Below are 7,032 nucleotides of genomic sequence, written 5' to 3' on the forward strand. Positions count from 1 at the left end.
GAACGGCCGATTCACCGCTCCGGCGGTTCGCCTTCGCGGATCGGGCGCCTTTGTCGGGCGGCCGATTCACCGCTCCGGCGGTTCCGCCTTCGCGGATCGGGCGCCTTTGTCGGGCGGCCGATTCACCGCTCCGGCGGTTCCGCCTTCGCGGATCGGGCGCCGGGCAGGCCGGCGCGCCGTTGTGGCGCCGCGCCTGGACGCCGCGCGCCCCAGGCCAATATCGCGGTGGTCGGACAGGAGGAGATGTTCCGCATGACCGCTGCCTTCGCCCCCGGCCGCCGCGCCGCCCTGCTCTCCGCCGCCGCGGCCGCTGCGGCCGCCGCCCTGCCCGCCGCCGCGCCGGCCGCGCCGGCACAGCGCCGCACCCCCGCCCCCGGCTTCCACCGCGTGATGGTGGGCGATGTTGAGGTGACGGCGCTGCTCGACGGCGGGATGCAGATGCCGAACGAGAACATCCCCCGCTTCTTCCCCGACTCGACGCCGGAGGAGATCGCCCCGCTGCGCGAGCGCGCCTTCTTCCGCGAGGGCGGGCTGCACCAGCCGGTCGGCTGCTACCTGGTGAACACCGGCCGCTCCCTGTTCCTGGTGGACTGCGGCGGCGACGGGCAGACCTTCCCGAACACCGGCCGCACCCTGGATGCGCTGCGCGCCAGCGGCTACGCGCCCGAGGAGGTGCAGGCGGTGCTGCTGACGCACATCCACCCCGAGCACGCCGCCGGCCTCTCCTTCGACGGCACCACGCGCAACTTCCCCAACGCCGAGGTGGTGGTCTCGCAGACCGACCACCGGTTCTGGACCGACCCGGCGGAGGAAGGCCGTGTGCCCCAGGGGCAGCGCTTCATCCAGGCGGCGCGGCGCGCCATCGGACCCTATGGGGAGCGCATCCGCACCATCCCGCTCGAGCGCGAGGTGGAGGTGCTGCCCGGCGTGTTCAGCGTGCCCGCGCCCGGCCACACGCCCGGCCATGTCAGCTACCGCGTGACCTCGCAGAACGAGACCATGCTGATCTGGGGCGACATCGCCCACCAGGTGGTGATCCAGCTCGCCCGGCCGCGCTGGCGCGTGGGCGTGGACGTGGACCCGGCCATGGGCATCGAGAGCCGGGTGCGCCACCTCGAGATGCTGGCGGGCGAGCGGGTGCTGGTGGGCGGCGTGCACGTCCCCTGGCCCGGCTTCGGCCGCGTGGTGCGCGACGGGGAGGGCTTCCTCTGGGTGCCGCGCCCCTGGCAGCTCGCCTGACGGCGGCGGGGGGCGGGTGCCCGCGGGCCGCGTGCGTCAGGCCCCCTGGCGCAGCCGCTCGGTGCGCTGGCGCAGCTCGGCGGTCAGCCGCTCCGCCCCGCCCTCGCGCAGGAGGGTGGCGAACTCGGCGCGGCGGCCGGCGAGCTCGCTGATCGAGCCCGCCAGGTAGATGTCCACGATGCGCCACTGCCCGTTCTGCTGGCGCAGCAGGTAGTTCAGCGCCACCGGCGCCTCGTTCGGGCGGTTGAGCTGGGTGCGCACCAGCGTGTCGCCGTTCGGCAGCCGGTTCTCGCCGGTGGTCTCGAAGCTCTCGCCGCCATAGCCGTCGAAGCGGGCGGCGTAGGTGGCCACCGACCAGTCGGCGAAGGCCTGGGCCAGGGCCTGCTGCTCCGCCTGGCTCATCTGCGCCCAGGGGGGGCCGACGGCGATGCGGGCCATGGCCGGCAGGTTGAAGGCGGCCTGCATCGCGGGGCGGAGCCGCTCCTCCCGCCCCCGGATCCCGAGCTGGCGGGCGTTGCGCATCACCTCGAGCAGCACGGCGTGGAACCGCTCGACCACGGCGGCGGCGGCGTCCTGGGCCCGGACCGGGGCGGCGAGCGCCGGCAGCGCCGGCAGGGTGAGCAGGAGGGAGCGTCGGCGTGTCATGCGCCCTCGCTATCACGAAAGCCGCGGGGGCGGCGATGCGGCGGGCGATCAACCCCGCTGGATTCGGCGCCCGCTCCCGTCCACAACCGCCGCGGCCGCGCCGCGCGGCCGGCAGGAGACCCATGGACGAACCCGCCTTCCCCCGTACCGTGATGCTGACCGGCGCCACCGGCTTCCTCGGCTCGGCCATCGCGCGGGCGCTGGCGGCGCGGGGCGCCGCGGTGCGCGCCCTGGTGCGCCCGGACACGCCCCGCGCCGTGCTCGCGGGCGTGGCGGTGGAGTGCGTGCCGGGCGACCTGACCGATCCCGCCTCCATCGCCCGCGCCATGGAGGGGTGCGAGGCCGCCATCCACTGCGCCGCCGACTACCGGATCTGGGTGCCGGACCCGGAGCGCATGGCGGCGGTGAATGTCGGCGGGACGGAGGCGGTCATGCGCGCCGCCCTCGCCGCCGGGCTGCGGCGGGTGGTGCACGTCTCCTCCGTCGCCACCCTCCGCCCCCGCGCCGACGGGGCACCCGCCACCGAGGCCGACGCGGCGCGACCGGAGGAGGCGATCGGCCCCTACAAGCGCAGCAAGACCGAGGCGGAACGGCTGGTGGAGCGGCTGGCGGCGGAGGCGGGGCTGCCGGCGGTGATCGTCAACCCCTCGACGCCGGTCGGCCCGCGCGACCGCCGCCCGACGCCGACCGGGCGGATCATCCTGGAGGCGGCGCGGGGTCGGATGCCGGCCTTCGTGGACACCGGGCTGAACATCGTGCACGTGGACGATTGCGCCACAGGCTGCGTCGCCGCCCTGACGCGCGGCGCGGTCGGGGAGCGGCACATCCTCGGCGGGCAGGACGTGCCGCTCGGCGCCCTGCTCGGCCACATCGCCGCCCTGTCCGGCCGCCGGCCGCCGGTGCGGCTGCCGCGCGCGCCGCTCTGGCCGCTCGCCCTGGCCTCCGAGGGCGTGGCGCGGCTGACGGGGCGGGAGCCGATGCTGACGCTCGACGGGCTGCGCATGGCGGGGCACCACATGTATTTCAGCTCGGCCAGGGCGGAGCGGGTGCTCGGCCACCGCGCCCGGCCCTGGCAGGAGGCGGTCGGAGACGCCATCGCCTGGTTCCGGCAGGCGGGGATGCTGGCATGAGCCTGCCCCTGGGCATCGCCCTCGCCGCTGCCCTGGCCTGGGCGGTGCTTCTGCTCGGCCGCGGCCGCTTCTGGCTGGCGCGGGACGACGACCGCGGCGCCGCCCGCCTGCCCGACCCCCCCGCCTGGCCCTCCGTCGCCGCCCTGGTGCCGGCGCGGGACGAGGCGGCGACGATCGGGGAGACGGTGCGCTCCCTGCTCGCGCAGGACTATCCCGGCCCCTTCCGCGTGGTGGTGGTGGATGACCGCTCCACCGACGGCACCGCGGCGGCGGCGCGGGCGGCGGCGGCGGGCGATCCGCGCCTCGCGGTGGTGCGCGGCGCGGCGCGCCCGCCGGGCTGGACCGGCAAGCTCTGGGCGCTGCAGCAGGGCCTCGGCGCGGCGCTGCGCGGCCGGCCGGACTTCCTGCTGCTGACCGACGCCGACATCCGCCATGCCCCGGACTCGCTGCGCTGCCTGGTGCGGCGCGCCGCGGCGGAGGGGCGCGTCATGGTCTCGCTGATGGCGCGGCTGCGCTGCGCGAGCGCCGCCGAGCGCTGGCTGATCCCGGCCTTCGTCTTCTTCTTCCAGATGCTCTATCCCTTCCGCTGGTCCAACGACCCGCGCGCGCGCACTGCCGCCGCGGCCGGGGGCTGCGTGCTGCTCCGCCGCGCCGCCTTCGAGGCGGCCGGCGGCCTCGCCCCGATCCGCGGCGAGATCATCGACGACTGCGCCCTGGCGCGGCGGATGAAGGCGGTGGGGCCGATCTGGACCGGGCTGACCGAGCGCGTCGTCTCGCTCCGCCCCTACGGCACGGTCGGGCCGGTGCGGCGGATGGTGGCGCGCACCGCCTATGCCCAGCTCGGCTACCGCGCGGCGGCGCTTGCCGGGATGCTGGCGGCGCTGGCGCTGGTGTTCCTGGCGCCGCCGCTGCTCGCGCTGCTGGCGGAGGGGCCGGCGCGCTGGCTCGGCGCCGCCGCCTGGGGCGCGATGGCGCTGGCCTACGCGCCGATGCTGCGCCGCTACGGCCTCTCCCCGCTGCGCGGCGTGGCACTACCGGGGATCGCGGCAGCGTATATGGTGTTCACCCTCGACTCGGCGCTCGCCGAATGGCGCGGGCGCGGGGGGATGTGGAAGGGAGAGGCCGGTCCGCGTGCGGATCGGGACACAGCAACCGAGCAATCTGTGGCGAGACAGTAACACCGCACTTCGCAACGACGACCAGACGGCGTATTCGATCCGATCGGTTCGCCGCCGCGGCCCCTCCACGCCGCGGAAAGCCATAGGGACCATGCACCTTGTCCAGCCTGCAGGATCTCAGCGCGGCGACGCTGCACCCGATGCTCGTGCCCGACCTGTCCGTGACGCGCGAGGCGCTGGAGACGGCGATCCGCCGCGCCGCGCGGGACCTCCTCTCCCGCCAGCGCCCCGACGGCCACTGGGTGTTCGAGCTGGAGGCGGACGCCACCATCCCCGCCGAGTTCGTGCTGCTGAAGCGCTTCTTCGGCCGGCGCGAGCCGGAGCGGGAGGCGCGCATCGCCCGCTACCTCCGCCGCCTCCAGGAGGAGGAGGCGCCGACCGCCGGCGGCGGCTGGCCGCTGTTCCATGGCGGCCCGCTCGACGTCTCCTGCTCGGTGAAGGCGTATTTTGCCCTCAGGCTGATCGGCGACGACCCCGAGGCGCCGCACATGCGCCGGGCGCGGGAGGCGATCCTCGCCGCCGGCGGGGCGGAGCGCAGCAACGTCTTCACCCGCGCGGCGCTGGCGCTGTTCGGGGAGGTGCCCTGGCGCGCCGTCCCCGCCATGCCGCCGGAGATCATGCTGCTGCCGCGCTGGTTCCCCTTCCACCTGTCCAAGATCTCCTACTGGGCGCGCACGGTGGTGGTGCCGCTGGCGGTGGTGATGGCGCACCGGCCGCGCCCCGTCGCGCCGGTCGGCGCGGGGGTGGCGGAGCTGTTCCGCACCCCGCCCGCGAAGGTGCGGCGCTGGCCCGGCGGCGCCCATGCCGAGGAGCCGTGGAAGACGCTGTTCGGTGCGCTCGACCGCGCGCTGCACCTCGCCCATGGCTGGTTCCCGCCCGCGACGCGCCGCCGCGCCGAGGCGGCGGCCGAGCGCTTCGTCACCGAGCGGCTGAACGGCGAGGACGGGCTCGGCGCCATCTTCCCGGCCATGGCCAACGCGGTGCTGATGTACCACTGCCTCGGCGTGCCGGAGGATGATCCGCGCGTCGTCACCGCCTGGGCGGCGCTGGAGAAGCTGGTCTGCGACCGGCACGGCCCGCCCGGCCGCGAGGAGACCTATGTCCAGCCCTGCCTCTCCCCCGTCTGGGACACGGCGCTGGCGGCGCACGCGCTGCTCGAGGCCGGCGGGCCGGGGGCGGAGGGCGCGGTGCGCCGCGGCGTGGAGTGGCTGCTGCCGCGGCAGGTGACCGAGGTGCGGGGCGACTGGGCCGAGACGCGCCCGGGCGTGCCGCCCGGCGGCTGGGCCTTCCAGTACGCCAACCCGCACTACCCGGACGTGGACGACACCGCCGTGGTGGTGCTGGCCATGGACCGCGCCCGCCGCGCCCAGGGCCGCGCCGATCCGCGCTGGGACGCCGCCATCGCGCGGGCCACCGACTGGGTGGTGGGGATGCAGTCGAAGGGCGGCGGCTGGGGCGCCTTCGACGCCGACAACACCCACCACCACCTGAACTCCATCCCCTTCGCCGACCACGGCGCGCTGCTCGATCCGCCGACGGCCGACGTCTCCGGCCGCTGCCTCGCCATGCTGGCCCAGCTCGGCCGCGACCGGGACGACCCGGCGGTGCGGCGGGCGGTGGAGTACCTGCTGGCGGAGCAGGAGCCGGACGGCGCCTGGTACGGGCGCTGGGGCGTGAACTACGTCTACGGCACCTGGTCGGCGGTGACGGCGCTGAACGCCGCCGGGATCGAGCCCGAGCACCCGGCGATGCGGCGCGCCGTCGCCTGGCTGAAATCGGCGCAGAACCCGGATGGCGGCTGGGGCGAGGACGGCTTCACCTATCCCCGCCGCGGCGGCACCCGCGCCGACCCGGACCGGCGGATGGGCAGGAGCACGGCCAGCCAGACCGCCTGGGCCATGCTGGCGCTGATGGCCGCCGGCGCCGCCGACGACCCGGCGGTGGAGCGCGGCGCGGCCTGGCTGCTGGCCCACCAGGATGCCGAGGGCGGCTGGGCAGAGCCGGACTACACCGGCACTGGTTTCCCGCGCGTCTTCTATCTCCGCTACCACGGCTACGCCCGGATCTTCCCGCTCTGGGCGCTGGCGCGGCTGCGCAACCTGCGCCAGGGCAATTCGCGGCGCGTGCCGCACGGGCTGTGAGGCCGCCCGGGGCGGGCGCGCGGCGATGAGCGCCGCCCCCCCCTCCGGGCGGCGGATCCTCGCCGCGGTCGGGCTGCGGGCGGAGGCGGCGCTGCTGCCGCCGGGGCTCTCCCCCGTCATCGGCGGGGCCGATCCGCGGCGCCTCGCGGCGCGGCTGGCGGCGGCGGGCGAGGGGGNCGGTCGGGCTGCGGGCGGAGGCGGCGCTGCTGCCGCCGGGGCTCTCCCCCGTCATCGGCGGGGCCGATCCGCGGCGCCTCGCGGCGCGGCTGGCGGCGGCGGGCGAGGGGGCGGCCGCCGTGCTCAGCTTCGGCATCGCCGGCGGGCTCGACCCGGCGCTGGCGCCGGGCGACCTCGTCGTCTCCACGCGGGTGCGCGGGCCGCGCGGCGCCTGGAGCGCGGACGCGGCCTGGGCGGCGGCGCTGGCGCGCGCCACCGGGGCGCGGCTCGGCGTGGTGGCCGGCGCGGCGGAGGTGGTGGCGGAGCCGGCGGCCAAGCGCGCGCTCCGCCTCGCCACCGGGGCGCTGGTGGTGGATCTGGAGAGCGAGGCGGCGGCGGCCTTCGCCGCGGCGCGCGGCCTGCCCTTCGTCGCCCTGCGCGCGGTGGCCGACACGGCCGGAGAGGGGGTGCCGCGCGCCGCGGCGGTGGGCCTGACGGCGGCGGGGCGGCCGGCGCCGCTGCGTGTGGCCCTGGCGCTGCTGC

The 7,032-nt window shown here is 77.0% G+C and carries 6 protein-coding genes; 5 read left to right on the top strand and 1 reads right to left on the bottom strand.

The window, feature by feature from the left end; all coding sequences use genetic code 11:
* Nucleotides 1-252 precede the first annotated feature (252 nt).
* Nucleotides 253-1,239, top strand: coding sequence for an MBL fold metallo-hydrolase (locus tag ET526_RS17480; RefSeq protein ID WP_135469477.1), 987 nt, complete (start codon nucleotides 253-255; stop codon nucleotides 1,237-1,239).
* A gap of 36 nt (nucleotides 1,240-1,275) precedes the next feature.
* Here ET526_RS17480 and ET526_RS17485 read toward each other — a convergent pair whose 3' ends face one another.
* Entirely contained in the window at nucleotides 1,276-1,884 is a 609-nt protein-coding gene (locus ET526_RS17485) for an ABC transporter substrate-binding protein (protein WP_135469480.1), read from the bottom strand.
* A 122-nt stretch (nucleotides 1,885-2,006) separates the two neighbouring features.
* On the opposite strand from ET526_RS17485, the gene hpnA reads away from it, so the two are divergent.
* The 4 genes from hpnA to ET526_RS17505 form a co-directional block, all read left to right on the top strand.
* Complete coding sequence (gene hpnA / locus ET526_RS17490) at nucleotides 2,007-3,014, top strand: hopanoid-associated sugar epimerase (protein ID WP_135469483.1); 1,008 nt, start codon at nucleotides 2,007-2,009, stop codon at nucleotides 3,012-3,014.
* Nucleotides 3,011-4,192, top strand: coding sequence for a glycosyltransferase (locus ET526_RS17495; RefSeq protein ID WP_135469486.1), 1,182 nt, complete (start codon nucleotides 3,011-3,013; stop codon nucleotides 4,190-4,192). Before hpnA ends, ET526_RS17495 begins: the two co-directional genes overlap by 4 nt.
* Nucleotides 4,193-4,332: 140 nt before the next feature.
* Nucleotides 4,333-6,333 (top strand): squalene--hopene cyclase, encoded by a 2,001-nt coding sequence (gene shc / locus ET526_RS17500; protein WP_135469499.1) that lies wholly within the window; start codon nucleotides 4,333-4,335, stop codon nucleotides 6,331-6,333.
* A gap of 296 nt (nucleotides 6,334-6,629) precedes the next feature.
* The coding region (locus ET526_RS17505) for a phosphorylase family protein (protein WP_456305125.1) at nucleotides 6,630-7,032 on the top strand (403 nt) is incomplete at its 3' end.

The organism is Crenalkalicoccus roseus, from assembly GCF_004761865.1.
In the GTDB taxonomy this organism is placed as follows: Bacteria; Pseudomonadota; Alphaproteobacteria; order Acetobacterales; family Acetobacteraceae; genus Crenalkalicoccus; species Crenalkalicoccus roseus.

Excerpts from the sequence above, each read along its gene's own strand:
- ET526_RS17495 (WP_135469486.1), top strand. The coding sequence starts at position 3,011 with ATGAGCCTGCCCCTGGGCATCGCCCTCGCCGCTGCCCTGGCCTGGGCG.
- hpnA (WP_135469483.1), top strand. The coding sequence starts at position 2,007 with ATGGACGAACCCGCCTTCCCCCGTACCGTGATGCTGACCGGCGCCACC.
- shc (WP_135469499.1), top strand. The coding sequence starts at position 4,333 with ATGCTCGTGCCCGACCTGTCCGTGACGCGCGAGGCGCTGGAGACGGCG.
- ET526_RS17480 (WP_135469477.1), top strand. The coding sequence starts at position 253 with ATGACCGCTGCCTTCGCCCCCGGCCGCCGCGCCGCCCTGCTCTCCGCC.
- ET526_RS17485 (WP_135469480.1), bottom strand. The coding sequence starts at position 1,884 with ATGACACGCCGACGCTCCCTCCTGCTCACCCTGCCGGCGCTGCCGGCG.